The sequence below is a fragment of the Autumnicola patrickiae genome, assembly GCF_031846525.1.
GTDB lineage: Bacteria > Bacteroidota > Bacteroidia > Flavobacteriales > Flavobacteriaceae > Autumnicola > Autumnicola patrickiae.
Map to the genome: position 1 here is coordinate 100,426 of NZ_JAVRHM010000011.1, position 14,522 is coordinate 114,947.

The 14,522-nt window shown below is 38.8% G+C and carries 11 protein-coding genes; 1 reads left to right on the forward strand and 10 read right to left on the reverse strand.

The window, feature by feature from the left end; translation table 11 throughout:
- Nucleotides 1-130 precede the first annotated feature (130 nt).
- The 9 genes from RM549_RS10920 to RM549_RS10960 form a co-directional block, all read right to left on the reverse strand.
- A complete protein-coding gene (locus RM549_RS10920; protein WP_311684678.1) occupies nt 131-3,133 on the reverse strand; it encodes a type I restriction endonuclease subunit R in 3,003 nt (1,000 codons plus the stop codon).
- Nucleotides 3,130-4,347, reverse strand: coding sequence for a restriction endonuclease subunit S (locus RM549_RS10925; RefSeq protein ID WP_311684680.1), 1,218 nt, complete (start codon nt 4,345-4,347; stop codon nt 3,130-3,132). Before RM549_RS10925 ends, RM549_RS10920 begins: the two co-directional genes overlap by 4 nt.
- Before the next feature lie 83 nt (nt 4,348-4,430).
- Complete coding sequence (locus RM549_RS10930; protein ID WP_311684682.1) at nt 4,431-6,575, reverse strand: ATP-binding protein; 2,145 nt, start codon at nt 6,573-6,575, stop codon at nt 4,431-4,433.
- Nucleotides 6,572-8,035: an SIR2 family protein gene (locus tag RM549_RS10935; protein WP_311684684.1), complete on the reverse strand. Its 1,464-nt coding sequence runs from the start codon at nt 8,033-8,035 to the stop codon at nt 6,572-6,574. The genes RM549_RS10930 and RM549_RS10935 overlap by 4 nt, the downstream gene beginning before the upstream one ends.
- A gap of 255 nt (nt 8,036-8,290) precedes the next feature.
- Nucleotides 8,291-8,806: a hypothetical protein gene (locus tag RM549_RS10940; protein ID WP_311684686.1), complete on the reverse strand. Its 516-nt coding sequence runs from the start codon at nt 8,804-8,806 to the stop codon at nt 8,291-8,293.
- Between the two features lie 4 nt (nt 8,807-8,810).
- The gene (locus RM549_RS10945) at nt 8,811-9,194 is read right to left on the reverse strand and encodes a hypothetical protein (protein WP_311684688.1); all 384 of its coding nucleotides are present in this window, start codon (nt 9,192-9,194) and stop codon (nt 8,811-8,813) included.
- A 158-nt stretch (nt 9,195-9,352) separates the two neighbouring features.
- Entirely contained in the window at nt 9,353-9,925 is a 573-nt protein-coding gene (locus RM549_RS10950) for a hypothetical protein (RefSeq protein ID WP_311684690.1), read from the reverse strand.
- A 9-nt stretch (nt 9,926-9,934) separates the two neighbouring features.
- Nucleotides 9,935-10,702 carry a hypothetical protein gene (locus tag RM549_RS10955; protein ID WP_311684692.1) on the reverse strand — a complete coding sequence of 256 codons (768 nt, stop codon included), beginning with the start codon at nt 10,700-10,702 and terminating at the stop codon, nt 9,935-9,937.
- 127 nt (nt 10,703-10,829) lie between these two features.
- Nucleotides 10,830-12,437 (reverse strand): type I restriction-modification system subunit M, encoded by a 1,608-nt coding sequence (locus RM549_RS10960; protein WP_311684694.1) that lies wholly within the window; start codon nt 12,435-12,437, stop codon nt 10,830-10,832.
- A gap of 496 nt (nt 12,438-12,933) precedes the next feature.
- On the opposite strand from RM549_RS10960, the gene RM549_RS10965 reads away from it, so the two are divergent.
- Nucleotides 12,934-13,158: a CDGSH iron-sulfur domain-containing protein gene (locus RM549_RS10965; protein ID WP_311684696.1), complete on the forward strand. Its 225-nt coding sequence runs from the start codon at nt 12,934-12,936 to the stop codon at nt 13,156-13,158.
- A 78-nt stretch (nt 13,159-13,236) separates the two neighbouring features.
- Here RM549_RS10965 and RM549_RS10970 read toward each other — a convergent pair whose 3' ends face one another.
- Nucleotides 13,237-14,496 (reverse strand): FAD-binding protein, encoded by a 1,260-nt coding sequence (locus tag RM549_RS10970; RefSeq protein WP_311684698.1) that lies wholly within the window; start codon nt 14,494-14,496, stop codon nt 13,237-13,239.
- Nucleotides 14,497-14,522 lie beyond the last annotated feature (26 nt).

The window sequence follows — 14,522 nt, forward strand, 5'->3', positions numbered from 1 at the left end:
GTTTATTTTTTGTTCAAAATTAACATTTTATAGTCGCCAATTTGTAATTTGAAGATAAAGTTTTTATAAGGTTTTCAACAGCACTCTCTTATTTTAGGATTCTCTTCCAAAGGATCGCATTTTTTATTTTCTACGCCTCCAAAGGCCAATCCCCATACTGCCCCTCTGCCTGCTCAATTACTTCCTTCAGCAGATTATCCAGTTCCGAAAAGGGTACTTTGCCGCGTAATTCTTTTTTCACAGCAAGCCGAATGGCGGCACGGGCGTCTTCTTTTTTGGTCCAGTCGAGCTGAAGGTTTTTCTTGACGGAATCTACTACTTTATGAACTAAATCCTGAATAGGACCGGCCTGATTGATGAGCGTTTGACTGCCAGCCAAAAGGTCGTAGAATGCCAGTTCATCTTCGGTTAGGCCGAGTTGTTTGGTCCTGATATCATCCTGCTGAAATTCATTGGCGATGTCCAGCAAATGCTTGATGGCGGCAATGGAATCCAGCGAATTCCGGTGGTAGTTGCTCAGCACTTTTTCGAGCTCGTCTTTCAGCTTGCGCATCCGGCGGATGTTCTTTGGCATTCGCACTCTAATTTCATCATTGATGATCCTGCGCAGTAATTCTACTTTGATGTTCTCATCACCTTTTTCCTTTACAATGGCCTGGAAGCGATCGTCTACTATGGAAATATCGATCTTATCCAGGTTGTACATTTTTGCCAGGTCCACAATATCCTGCGATTCCAGGGATCTGCTTATCAGGTCTTTTATCTTTTCATTCTTTTCCCTACGCGGACCGGGAGGGAATTTGATCTTTCTAATAAGCTGCCTGATCTTCTGAATGATTGCCAGCTCTTCCTGTATCTCCCAAACACGAGGATCTGAACTGGTCATCGCCACCAATTCGGCCAGCTTGCGCTCTTCGAGCAAAAAGGTATCGGTCACAGGATCAGATTTCAGAAGATTGTTCACCACTCCGCTGGACCATTTCATCTTGTCCATATCGGACATTGCATTAATACCTTCCGCAGAAAAATCTCCTATCAGATCTTTCACTTTCTCGAACTGCTCCAGGCAAATTTTCACCGCGGCTTCAAGATCCAAAGTGGGTTTTCCTTCCCCGCCTCCGGCGGTGTATTTTTTAGTGGCTTCGGCAAGGAAGCCGGAAATGCCTATGAAATCTACTACGAGTCCGTTGGGTTTATCTTTAAAAACGCGGTTCACCCTTGCAATGGCCTGCATCAGGTTATGGCCTTTCATTATCTTATCCACATACATCGTATGGGCGCAGGGGGCATCAAATCCCGTGAGCCACATATCGCGAACGATCACGATTTGCAGCGGATCCTCAGGCGTGCGGAAACGCTTTTTTATGGCTTCCATCGCCTCTTTGGTGCGGATGTGCGGATTCCATTCCGGCGGATCTTTACTGATGTTCCCGGTCATGATCACGGCTATTTCAGGGCAACCTTCCAGCGCGCTGAGGGCATTGTACATTTTTACGCAGTTCTTGCGGCTCATACACACGATCATCGCTTTGCCCTCCAGGGTTGCGGTACGTGCTTTGAAATGGGTGAGGATGTCTTTTGCAACCCTTTCCACCCGGTCAGCAGCCCCGGCGGCATCTTCTATCGCGGCCCAAATGGCATTGTTCTCCTCGTCCTCATCTTCTTCCATTTCATCCAGCTCCTTGTCATACCTGGCTTTGATGTTGAGCGGAACCATTTTTGGCTCGTAATAAATGGGCACCGTGGCACCGTCTTCTACGGCCTGTTTGATATCGTAAGTGTGAATGGTGGGGCCAAATACCTGCTGGGTATCGGCATCCTTGCCATCTACGGGAGTTCCGGTGAAGCCTATAAAGGAGGCATTAGGCAAAGCGCGTCTTATGTTCTGCGCAAAGCCGCCGCTATGGAACCCGTACTGGGTGCGGTGGGCTTCATCTGCCATCACGATCAGGTTGGTACGTTCAGAAAGTACAGGGTGGGAGAGCTCTTTTCCCGAAGCCAATTCCTTTAAACGGAATTTCTCAATGGTGGTAAAGATCACCCCGCCGCCATCAGTGCTCAGCAGGGCCCGCAGCTCATCTGTGGTATCGGCGTGTTGTACATGGCCCACCAGGTCTTTGCACAGCACAAAATTCTCATAGAGTTGCTGGTCCAGGTCATTGCGGTCTACCTGGATGAGGATGGTGGGATTTTTCATTTCGGGCATTTGCCTCAGGATCCCGGTAAGGATGGCCATCGAGATGCTTTTGCCAGATCCCTGCGTGTGCCATATCACTCCCAGCCGGCCGTCACCCGTGGGTTTTATATTTTCAACCGCGCTGTCTACCGCTTTTTTGATGCCCCAGTACTGGTGATATTTTGCGCCTTTCTTGATTATTTTCCCGTTGTGGTCTTCGTGGAAAATGAAGTTTTGAAGGTAGTTTAAGATGGTTTTCTTCGGAAATAATCCCTTCAGCAAGGTTTCCAGTTGTAATTCCTGTTGCTGCTGAAGGTCATCCCCGTGCAGGCTTTTCCACGGAGCAAACCACTTTAGGGAGGAGTTATACATCCCGTGCAGGGTTTCCAGCCCATCTGAAACTACCGTAATGGCATTGTAATCAAACAGCTGCGGAATATCCTGAAAGTAATGCCCAATTTGCCGGTGCGCGTTTTCCACACCCACCTCGGGATCAAACATATTCTTAAATTCAAAAACGATGAGCGGAAGTCCGTTGATGAAAATGAGCAGATCTGTGCGCCGGCTGTTCTTGCCAATGATCTTTACTTCATCTGCACACACAAAGGTATTTTTCCCGGGTTCCCTGTAATTGATAGGGTAGAGGTGCCGGGCCTGTTCCTTGCCCGCAGCATCTTTCCAGGTAATGGAAACCCCCTGGGTCATTTTAAGATGAAAATCGCGGTTGCGGTGATCGAGATCCATTCCCTGGTGCTGCGTAAAAGCTGAAAGGGCTTCGTTAATGGCGGTGCCAGGTACGCCGGGATAGGAGCTCACCAAAAACTCCCGAAGATCTTCCTCCAAAACCACCTTTTTGAGGTCCCGCTGCAGGGAATTGCCTTCTTTATAAGTGTATCCCAACTCCTTGAGGCATTCTATGGCAGCCTTTTGCACCGTGATCTCGATCATTTGTGTCATAAGACTGCAGATAAGGTTTTCTCCACGTCTTTCACACGGACTTCCCCGCTGATGAGTTTCGGTAGTAAGGTGTTGCGGATTTGAGTTAGGGTTTGGTTCTGGTCCTTATTGCGCAAAATTAACTTATGATATGGAGATATTTTTTTATGAAAATCAGAAATGATCTCTTGCTTGGGAAGAATCATTTTTTGTTTTTCCATTGATCCCTTTGTAAGATGTGTGAAAATTGACCCTGTTCCATGCTCTTTTAGCTGAGTACTAATCCTATCCAAATGATGAAACATATAAAATTTACTCATTTTACTAGAATCAACTTCTAATTTCCAAATGTGATAGTGATAAATACTTTTGGGCCCAGCCCAAATGTAAGGACCGAATGTTGCTGACCAAGCATAGATTAAATCTCCAGAATCAACATATTTATTTTCGGGTAATTCCAGGTTTGAATAAACAGTCTTACCAGCTCCTTTTAAATTTTGTATTCTAATAATAGGAGTTCCTTCATTCAAAAATTCCTCATTTTTATATGCTCTACCATTTATTACTCTACAAACCTCCTTCAATTCAACTAATTCCCAACCCTTAGGAATTTCCCCCAGTTCAGAATCAACAAATTCCCCATCCTGAAAAGGCCCAAAATTAACAAACCAGTGCTTGTATAAAGCCATCGCCATTTCTTCCAGGGTTTTGTTCATCTGGAGGTTGAGCTCGATTTTATCGTCTAAAGCAGAGAGAATGGATGCGATGGATTTTTGTTCCTGGAGTGGAGGGAGGTGGAACTCAATATCACCAATTGCATCAAAAGTTATTTGCGGAAATGTTCCTGAACGACCTTCAGCAATAGTTTGTAGTTCATTTAGCCTTTCATTTGATGTCAATAATTGGAGAAAAAACCTCCTATCTACTAAAAAATCCTCTGTTTCGATGACCATAAATTTAGTAGAAACAACATAATTCTCGGAACTAAAATCTACATACGCATATCTCTTATTTTTTGGTCTAATCTCACTAAATAAAATATCACCTTTCTTTATAGCTTTTTTAGCTTGTCCTGGAAGTTTTTCCGAAGACCTTAGGTCACTATGTAAAAATTTTCCTTCTAAGACGTCACCTGTATTAATAAAAACGACCTCTGACCCTTTAGAAAAATCGAATCTTCTTGAGACGTTTCTTGATATTTCTTCTAACTTATATGTTTTCCAATTCTCCGGCATTAGTTGTTATTTATTTCTTTTAATGGTTTGGTATGGTGTTTTATCATCACCCAGGGTACTCGCACATTGTTGTGCTGTCGTGTTTATTCTTCTTGTTCCACCTTTGGTTCTGCTTTTGAAGGATTATATTTTTCACCTTTTTCCCAAGCCTCAGCAATTTTCTCATAATTAGGGAAGTCTTTTGGTAAATCCACCGTCCAATTTTCAATGAATTTTGGATTATTACTATTAGGTCGTGGACTTGCATTGTTCATTCTTGCTTGAACAGGCGTCCTTACCGCATCACCCATAATTACGACGTGTTGCTGCGGTAAAATTGGTAATTGTTGTAAAATATCTTCATTTGCAGCAGAAACTAATTGTCTTACATATTTTTGGTCTTCTGGGTTTTGAAGCCTATGAATTATAAAGGAGTTACATTGCGATAATACAGTCTTAGATAATTCTGAAGGTCTTTGACTAGAAACAAGTAATGAAATGCCATATTTCCTGCCTTCCCTGGCAATTCGCTCAAAGACCTTTTTAGCTATTGATTCTCTATCACCTCTGTTTTTCTCTGGAATATAATTTTGTGCTTCTTCCAACGCTATTACCATGGGAAGTTTGCCTCTATCACTTTCGGGAAAACGAGATACAAAGTCTAAAATAAGTCTACCTATTAATCCCGTTATTGTTTCTAAAACTTCATAAGGTAGTAAAGACATGTCAATAATTGTAACTTGACTTGGCTTACCTTCAACGAGTTTTTCAATTTCTTCTTTATCTAATTGTTTTTTATAAAACTCCGAAAATAGGTCTGTATCTTCAGTTCTATATACTTTGCAAAAATCACCTAGAATGAAAGCAATGAATTTTGCCAAAGCATTTAAAATTTCCTCTGGCTGATTTAAGAGTAGAGGCTGTGAAATCCTTTCGTCACCCAAATATGATTGTAATCTTAATCTAAGAGTTGAAACAAACTCCCTTAGTCTATTTCCTGAATTTTCTTGTTCATTGATTGCTTCGTCAAAAAATCTCGTAATTAAATCTTGAAAATTAAACCATATCGGTAAGTCAATATTTTTTTCAATTGCTATTTGCTCAACCTTTTGTGAACTAGAGTACTCTAAATATTTAATTTCCAATTCTTCTAAAGCATTTTTTTCATCTGCGATATTGTTGTTTGCCCCTAGCGTTAGTAGAGCATTTTGGATATCACCTAAAAGTTGATTTCCATTTGGAGTAATTGAATTTGCCAAGCCAATAATTTCATTATCGTCCTTATAATTCCAATTTCCATAGCTTTGGGTGCATTTTTTCTTCTTAATGTCGTCTGGGGAGGCATCAAATAGATTAACCACTCCTCTTTCCGTGAACTTGTCGAGAATGGGTTTTACTCCAACTTCTTTTTGGTTTTTTGCTAGTCCTAAAGCCCTTTTAAATACTGGAGCTTGTGTTCCTGATGTTGGTTCAAATAAGTAATCATAATCAGCGAAGTTCATAAACCAAAAAGGAACTTTCATTCCGTCTTTATCGACATTGAATGGATTGACTAGTTCAATATTCTTATATGGGGCTTCTTTCGTTCCTTGAAATGCTTGTTTGTATTCTCCATTGGTGTCAAATATTATGACATGGGCATTTTTCAGCTTCTTCCCATTGTAATCAAAATCGAACATACTTTGAATGATGGAGGCAAACGTGCAAGATTTACCTGAACCAGTATTACCAAGTATTGCGGCATGTTTACCAAAAAATTTATCTGGATTTATTTTGATTTTATAATCAGAAAATGAAGGTGATGTTCCAATGGGTAAATAATAATCATCTTCAAAATTTATTTCCTCTGTGTCTTCCTTTTTCTTTTGGTCAAAAATATTATCCAAGTCTTGGCTTGTTACATACCAGACAGGGTTGTCGAGTATTGGGTAATTATATACTCCTTGAATATATTTCCCACGATTCTCAATAGTTCCAATCATAGTTGCCACTAAATACCTTGCAGATTTAGTCAAAAAAATGGCCTCTTTATTTTTTCCAATTTCTGTTTCATCAATTGATCTAACACTTGTAACCATTGCTACAATTTTATCCGCACCAATTGGTATTATTATGTAGGAATTTATCCTTGCGACCTCAAAAATATCCTCATATCCACTTTTATAAAGACTTTTCAAATCATCATCAAGTCGGATGTATGCTCTAAAGCTGTCAACAGAAATGACTGTACCAATAGTTCTTTCGCTCATTCTCCTGTGGCTTTAGAAGGTTCAGTATGAGAAGTCTTTGAGCTTAAAAGCTGATTCAAAGTATTTGCAACATTTTCGTTATTGTCCTCATTATTGAAATTGGGCATCAGGGTATCTGCAAAGGTTAGAAAGTCCCCAAAAAATTCTCCTTCCAGTATTATGATTCTTGGGTCATTAAGCTCTTTTAGATTATTTATATGTTTATTTCGTGTACCTTGAAAATCTATTACAATAAGAGTAAATGTAGGATTTGACAAGGCTTGGTAGATAATGTCATTAAAATGTTCATCCGCAAATGCATACCCAACCGTAATAAGCACTGATTGAGATTGAGTAATGGTTGATGCAAATTGTCTAAATAGCTCAGAATATGGAAGGTCAAGAGTGTATGACTTTTTTACCGCTGAAGGGTAGATTATAATTTCCCCCTTTTTATTTTGGGATTCTATTAGTTCAAGCGATTTTTCTTCTATACCATATAGATTGTTAGCATCCCTTGATTCAGAATTGACCCAGGACAAAGAACCATGTAACTTAAAATATCTTACGACTTTCTCGATTCTTTGGACTTTACCAGAAGTAGTAGAACCAGGGTAAAAAATATCGTATTCAAATGTTTCTGGTTTAAAGAATCTCTTATGAAACCCTAAAAAACCATCTATGTAATGTACTCCTAGCTTATCAAAGGCATATTCAAAAGCTAAGTCATAATTAGCCGTGAAAATATTTGCTCTCCTTAAATTTAAAGGTCTTTGAAGAAGAGCCTTAATAAATTTTTCATGAAAGATGTACTTACTTTTTGTTTCAAGAAGGGTTCCTTGAGCTTTATCCTTTTCAAATGGACTAGCTTTCTTCTTATCAATTATTTTTTGAGAGACTTTTATTTTTTCTAAGTTACAGACTTTAAATAACCCTTCTTTAATAGCCGTGATTAATTCTGAAACTTTGTCCTCTCTTGCTTCACTTTTTTCCTGTTGAAGAACAAAATCTTTTGCAATGAGATAATTTAGAATTTTTTCATATTCTATTACAATCTCCGCAGATTCTCCATCTCTCACAATATCATCCTCAATATAAAATTCCCAACCATTTTCATTTTTAAAAGAATCCTCAGAACCTTCATTAAGATGCTTAGTTCCATATTTCAAAAAATCCTTTTGTAACAATTTGACTGTCTTTTCAAATTCATCATTAATACCGTTAAATTTGGGCTTTTCATCCATTTTGACAACATGGTTTTCTACTTCATATGGAAAATTTCTAATTGCCACTGCTCCTAAATGAATCGAGGTTCCCGAACCAAAGAGAAAACTAACATTGTCTAATTCAAGATAATTTTTAAGCATTAACTTGATTTTATCAATGATTTTTCCATGGTTCGGATCTTCACCTATCCAATCAGCTAGCTTATTTGTACTTCCAAACAGAATTTTGTTTTTTGCTGGGTCAAAATGTGTCATTAAGTTTCGTTTTATTGAATAGATAGCCTTTTTAGCATGAAGCGCAACACTGCGCTTAAAATATTTTTTACTATAGTTTTTTATCCGCCATTACAAATTTTCTCAATTCATTTTCCCAAGTTGTTCACAGTTCTGTATAAAACGAGTGCGATCTTGCGAGCTTGATTGTGTGCAGGAGAAACCGCTAAGCAGGCAAGCTCTGAATTTCGATAGGGACAATTTAACCACTATTTTTATGCATTGTTGACAGTTGTCTTACCAGTCATACAGTTCTTTAATCTCTCCAATTTCCTTTGAAGGTAAATCATTTATTTTCTTTATTGCTGTAATAGATGCTGTGTCCTTATATACAGAACTATACATATTTAAACCTTCTCCTGGGTATAATACCTGAAAAGCATAACGCATAATTGTTTTTTCAATATTTATTTTTCTTTCTGCATTTACAGGTTCATTAGTTAAAGCAGAAAGAACAGCGCCTGTTTCTTCTCCAGTACGATTGAATAATTTTCTAATATATACTTTAAAGTCTATTGATTTTCCTTTTAATTTAAAAGGCTCTTCGATAGGTTTTGGAAGATCATTTACATTTTCATAAACCCGAGCTTTCCTGAGTATCATTGTTTCAATAAGCTTGTCTACGTTAATAATTGGGTCGTCAATTATTACCATAGTTCTTCTTAAATGATCTATAATTAAATAATCAAGTTCATTTTTTAATAATACATATCTGGTATTTATATTATTTAATATCTCCTTATGAATTTCCATAATATTATTTTAAATATGAACTTTGAATATTGAAAGTTACTCTGTTTTGTCCAATGGGTAAAATTACCGATTGAATTTGAGGTGAGCCGACTAATCGAGCAGTCTTCAACCAATTGATATCATGTATACTTGGTTTTATCGTACCGTTGGGATGTGTGTGGGAAAGAAGTATTTCTAATTCGTCAATCGGTAATTCCACACTATTACTCGTGCCTTTATATATGGAATAGTTGTTGTTTCCTATTGTAAACATAATAGCAAATTCAATCTTAAACCTTTCAGTTATTTGTCTAATTAAAGATTCATTAGGTAAGAAATCCAAAGGAACACCATACTGTGGAAGTCCGTGTTCTTCAAATTTGGAAATAATGTTTTGGGGTGTTAACATATTATTTTTCAGGTTACTGCCAACGTTCCGCACAAAAACTATGCGAGCAGAAGAAAGGATTTGTCCGCAGGTTAATCCGCTGAGTAAGCGAGCAGAGAATTTCGAGGTGGGACTGGTCTAAGCATAGGTTTTTTAACATTTGTGCAAAGTTTAAAACGTTAGATCTTCATTTTCTTGATGCTGATTTTTTGATTCTCTACATCTTCTAATTTTTCCAAAATCAAATTAGTAATTCTCACACCCATTGAAATTAATTCTTTATTTCTGGTATATTGAGGTTCGCTTAATTCGGCTTTTCTTCCGTGAAATAAGTTATCTCTGATTTGTTTTACTATCGTTAATGAACCATTGAAAGCAGATTTATTCCATTCATTTGCAATTTCTTTATCGTTATCTGAATCCATTGGGAATTCTATTTCATATAAATTGGTAGAAAATCTCAAATAGTAGGTTGCTCTCTGTATAGTAATAGTTGAATCAAAATTGCTTTTAGAGCTTCCTATAGGAGGATAACTTGCAAGGTCTCTTACTAAATCTCTTAGTTCACCCAAGTTCCAGAAATAATCCCCAAATTCTCGATCAAATTGATCAATATGATTATTCCCTCTGTATCTGCCGTTCCAGTAGCCTTCTAGCCATTCATATTGTTCGTGAAATTGTCGTCTTATGTTTAAGTTTTCCTGATCTTGTTCTAATTTTTCCCTAAATAATCTTATTTCGTTAGATTTCATATTTTTTAATTACACTCGTATCCCTTCTAAATCTCCATCTTTTTCTATGATTGAGAAAATTTTTGTAGAGGATAGATTTTCTTTAATTAATTTAATTAATTCTTTCTTTTTATCATCAGCCATATTTTTACCTAAGAAAATTTCTGAGATAGAGCATTTTGGAATTTTATGAAATCTGTCTAAATCATTAATAATTATCTTAGAAAGTCTATATTCTCTTTCTTGTGATAACTCATCTTTTAAAGTCATTAATGAATTATATAAGTATTCTATGAACTCAGACTCTTCATAATTATAAACCTTTGTTTCTGGGAGTCCTGTATCTGAATATTTTATTGAACCATTCAAACCAATTCCTTGCGATATCTGGCTATAATCTATTCCTACGCAAAATCCAGTATGATTAGCGGCAAACACATTCCAAAGATATCTGTTAGAGTAACTTTCACTAGCCGAAAATATTCCCAAATATTTATCATTTTCTATTTGTCTAGCTTCTTCTATTTTGTCAATTAATTCGTCAGTTATAGGATTTGATTCAATGTGCTCATTGATTATAGGATCGAAAAGATCATCGATTTTAAAAAGCCTAGCATATGTCTTTCTTCGATTTGTTTCATTTTTTACCGCATCTCTATTGATTCGATATTTGCAATCTTGTAAATCTGAAAATTCTGAAGGTCTTGCAAAATACAATTCTTGTTTAGTAATTATTTTGAAATGTATTTCTGTATAACTTCGGTATTTATAAATTTTATTTGGAATCACTTTAGGCAATTGATAATTTTCATTTTATATTTTGCACAACAATGCGCTAAACGTATTCTCTATTTCTGCTATGCTTTATTTGCACCGATCATTACTTTCCCTGTTCATTTTTTCAAGTGGTTCACAAATTTTTTTTTTAAAGGATCTTATCAAAATTAGCTTTGATCTTTTCCTTTAATTCTTTCCCTTTTTCAAACTGCTCTAGCAACTGCGTTTTAAGGCGCTCCATTTTTTCTTCAAAAGGGATCCCGTCGTCTTCTTCGGCTTCTGTGCCTACATAGATCCCTGGGGTGAGTTTGTAATCTTGTTTTTGTACATCGGCTATGGTAGCTGCTTTAGAAAAACCTTCGATGTCCTGGTACCCTTCGACTCCGCTCAGGGGGACATCCAGGGAGGAGACATTGCGCCACTTGTGGTAGGTTTCCGCAATTTTATTAATATCATCATCACTAAATACTCGCAGTTTTCTACTGGCCATTGTGCCCATTTTGGAAGCGTCCAGGAACAGGATCTCTTTGTTTCGTTCGCGGTGGGTGCCGTCTTTTCCGTCGCGGTTTTTGCTCAGGATAAAAAGGCAGGCCGGAATCCCGGTGGTGAGGAACAGCTTATCGGGCAGGCGAACAATGGCATCTATCATAGAATTGTCTACCATATGCTGCCGCACGTTTTTCTCTCCTTTATTGTTGGAAGTCATCGCGCCGTTTGCCATTACAATCCCTGCAGTCCCGGTGTCGCTTAAATGGTGCCAGAAGGTTTGCATCCACATATAATTGGCGCTGCCATCTGTAGTGAATTCTTCTTTAGGGCCAAACAACCGTGGATCGCCATTGGGCAGATCTTCAGGATGCCAGTTGCTCACATTAAATGGCGGATTGGCTATGATATAATCGGCTTTCAGGTTTGGGAATTTGTCATCGAGCAAAGAATTCCCCAGTTTGATATCAAAAGAAAGATCCCGCAACATCAGGTTCATAAGGCACAATCGCAAAGTTTGAGCGGTCATTTCCTGTCCGTAGATCGCGATATCCTTTTTGTTTCCGCCGTGTTCCTTGATGAACTTCAAACTCTGCACAAACATACCGCCACTCCCACAAGCCGGATCAAAGATGCGACCTTTGTAAGGTTCCAATAGTTCCACCAGCAGCCTTACAATACTACCCGGCGTAAAGAACTGCCCCGCACCCGAACCTTCAGCCATTGCAAAGCGGCCAATATAATATTCATAGATGCGGCCCAGGATATCGCTTTCGGGATTTTCCTTTTCAGAAAATTTAGGGTGGGAGAGGAGGTTGATAATTCCGCCGGTTTGTTTGGGAGAAAGTTCACTCCGCACAAAAATTCTCGGCAAAATATTCACCAGCTGGGGATTATACCCCGTCAAAAGTTCCTGAATCACATCAAAGGCATCATCTACCTTCACCTTGATATCATCCTGCTCGGCATTATCCTTCAAATATTGCCAGGAAGCGGTTTCCGGAATTTTAAAAGTATTCCGGGAACGGTATTCATCCCGGTCCTCCAGGACGTAATTGATCTCCTCCTTATCTGTAGTGTAATAATCAGATTCAGGATCATTAAGCTGCTCCTTCAATTCCTCGCGCACCACCTCATAGCGTTCGCTAAGGTGCTTTACGAAAACAAGGGGAAGGATGTAGTTTTTATAGTTGTTCTCAGATACTGCGCCGCGCAATTCGTTCGCCGCATCCCAGAGTTCTTTTTCAAAATCAATGTCTGCTTTTGCCATGTAAAATAGATGGTGGGTTGTAATTGCAATAAAAAGGACCAAAGTAGGGTAAGATCCTGAGTGGGAAAGTTAGTTAATATTTTTAACATAACTTAAACTGATGATTAACTTTTGTAGGAAATTTAGAACAATCCTCCTGGAGGTAAAATCAAGTTTCCTAAGTAAATAAGCAAAACTATCCTTTCGCACAAAGCGATAAGCCCGGATTTACGGTATATTAAGAACAAAGGGCATCAATTTGCCTGTTGAGCGACTGAATATAATTGAAAATGGCAAATTAAAATCAGATTTAGGGAAGGAGATTCTTAGGTAATATAAATCAACCACCCCGGTGCAAGCACATGAGGAATGAATTGAAAAATACTTTTAAAAATTCGAGGCAAGTCTCGGGGAACTTAACCCTCAATGAGGGATTAAATTTAAGCGGTGGAAGTAAAAAAGTTAACTTGCATGATTTTCCAACTAATCATAAAATACAAACTAAAACAAAACAACCATGTCAAAAACAAAGATTACAGTAAACAATAATGGCTCCCTTATTATAGATGGAGACTTTCAAATAGTAGATAAGAACGGAAAGGAATACGATCTTGGAGGAAGGAACAAAGTAAGCCTTTGCCGTTGTGGTTTGTCGGGTAACAAGCCCTTTTGTGATGGTTCCCACCGCAACCATTTTGAACATGAAGCTGAAGCTTTTGATCTGCCGCCTAAAAAAGTATAAGATTTAAGTGCAGGATTAAGAATTTCTCCTTCGGCTAACCTTGCTTCTTCTTTCTAAGGATATTTCAGTAAAGGAGGTTTAGCTGTCATAAAGCTTTTCCTGTAGAAAGCTGTTGCGGAATTTTCCTTGTGGGTCGTGATGACGAACAAGATGTTTAAAATCATTCAATTTTGGCAAGCGGCCCTGCAGTACAGGTGGCGCCATCGTGAAAAGTTTGCCCCAATGTGGTAGCGGCTTGTATGGTGCCAGCGCTTTTTCTATTAATGGGAGTAGGTTCTTTACCGACTCCCATTCCTGTTTCCAGGTAAAATGAAAAGCGATAGATGCTCTTTGGTAAAAAGGACTCATCCATAAATCATCTGAAGCGATAATCCTGATTTCGGACACAAAGAGATACGGCGACACCTTTTCGTGCAATTGCTCTATCGCCATCATAGCTTCGTAAGCATGTACTACGGGTACAAAAAACTCCGACTGCAATTCCTTACCAGCACTAGGCATAAAGCCCATCTTAAAATGGGGCAGGCGTTCGTACCAGAGGCCTGTTACACCCATTTGTTCTGTTGCATGCTCCGCTGATAACTCTTCTAACGGATGCATGTGTTGAGTGGCAGGTAGTGCACCATAGCTATCTGGAGTTGAACCAGATGATTTTCCTTTCTCGTCCTGCTTGATCCAGACCTGATTGATATTTTTATTTTTCCAGGTGGTAAACAGGCTTACGCTATAACCGCCGGACATAATCGCCAGGAAATCATCCTTTAGCGCCTGCATGGGCAGGTTGCGGTATACCAGCTGTTTTATGTTGAAGGAAGGCTGCAAATCGAGGGTTAGTTTTGTTACCACACCCAGGGCGCCAAGATTTACAACGGCACCTTTAAACGCTTCCCCGTCTTTTTCTTTGGACATGCAGATAATGTCGCCTGCTGCATTCACAAATTCCAGCGCAGCAACTGCACTGGCCAGGCTATTGCTGTTTACACCCGAACCATGTGTAGCAGTAGTGCAGGCGCCTACCACCGAAATATGCGGCAAGGAAGCCAAATTGTGCAGGGCGTAGCCATTTTCCTGAAGGTAAGGGGCAAGTTCGCCATAATTCATACCACCTTCTATGGTTACGGTATGTGCCACTTTGTTTAGCGATACCACTTTATTAAGATGCTTAAGCGAGACCTGGTTTTCAGTACTATCGGCAATGCTATTAAAGGAGTGACGGGATCCCAATGTCCTGATTTTGCTGCACTTCTTTACAACCTCCTGCACCTGTTCCAACGTAGTAGGGTAGTGCACATTATCTGTACTGTAGGTTAGGTTTTCAGCCCAATTCGTGTTTTTCATGTGGAGGTTTTATACTTTCTGGTTAC

What these genes read in the sequence shown, in the direction of transcription:
- RM549_RS10920 (WP_311684678.1), bottom strand. Translation starts at nt 3,133, where the DNA reads ATGACACAAATGATCGAGATCACGGTGCAAAAGGCTGCCATAGAATGC.
- RM549_RS10925 (WP_311684680.1), bottom strand. Translation starts at nt 4,347, where the DNA reads ATGCCGGAGAATTGGAAAACATATAAGTTAGAAGAAATATCAAGAAAC.
- RM549_RS10930 (WP_311684682.1), bottom strand. Translation starts at nt 6,575, where the DNA reads ATGAGCGAAAGAACTATTGGTACAGTCATTTCTGTTGACAGCTTTAGA.
- RM549_RS10935 (WP_311684684.1), bottom strand. Translation starts at nt 8,035, where the DNA reads ATGACACATTTTGACCCAGCAAAAAACAAAATTCTGTTTGGAAGTACA.
- RM549_RS10940 (WP_311684686.1), bottom strand. Translation starts at nt 8,806, where the DNA reads ATGGAAATTCATAAGGAGATATTAAATAATATAAATACCAGATATGTA.
- RM549_RS10945 (WP_311684688.1), bottom strand. Translation starts at nt 9,194, where the DNA reads ATGTTAACACCCCAAAACATTATTTCCAAATTTGAAGAACACGGACTT.
- RM549_RS10950 (WP_311684690.1), bottom strand. Translation starts at nt 9,925, where the DNA reads ATGAAATCTAACGAAATAAGATTATTTAGGGAAAAATTAGAACAAGAT.
- RM549_RS10960 (WP_311684694.1), bottom strand. Translation starts at nt 12,437, where the DNA reads ATGGCAAAAGCAGACATTGATTTTGAAAAAGAACTCTGGGATGCGGCG.
- RM549_RS10965 (WP_311684696.1), top strand. Translation starts at nt 12,934, where the DNA reads ATGTCAAAAACAAAGATTACAGTAAACAATAATGGCTCCCTTATTATA.
- RM549_RS10970 (WP_311684698.1), bottom strand. Translation starts at nt 14,496, where the DNA reads ATGAAAAACACGAATTGGGCTGAAAACCTAACCTACAGTACAGATAAT.